The following is a 393-nucleotide window of genomic DNA, read 5'->3' as shown; positions in this document are numbered from 1 at the left end:
ATGTAAACTGAGATATCATCAGAATCAGGAATAGTTTGATCCCAAAGACTTATTATTCTTGAAGTATCATCTTCCCTTATAAATTCTTCATTTAAATAATCTATTCCAGTGTCAACCATGCCTATAAGGACACCTCTACCATTTAAGTCCAAGTAAGGATTAATTTTAATTGCATTTATATTATCTACACTTGACGGAGATATATCTTGTAATACGTACTTACTTCTAGGATCTATGTAAAGAATCGATGGTACATCCTTAGCCAATCTAACTAAATCTTCTGGTGAAGCAGATACGACTGCTATAGTATCAGTAATTACATCTCCACACGCATAAGATACTTTGTCTATTTGACCTCTAAAATCTCCTCTATATTGAACTAAATAATTAGGC

General features: G+C 32.3%; 1 pseudogene. It reads right to left on the bottom strand.

The features are described from left to right. A pseudogene (locus KGQ19_RS53305) lies at positions 1-393 on the bottom strand (S8 family peptidase); the annotation flags it as partial.

It is taken from the genome of Catenulispora pinistramenti (genome assembly GCF_018274385.1).
Taxonomy (GTDB): domain Bacteria; phylum Actinomycetota; class Actinomycetes; order Streptomycetales; family Catenulisporaceae; genus Catenulispora; species Catenulispora pinistramenti.
This window is presented reverse-complemented; position numbering and strand designations above follow the sequence as displayed.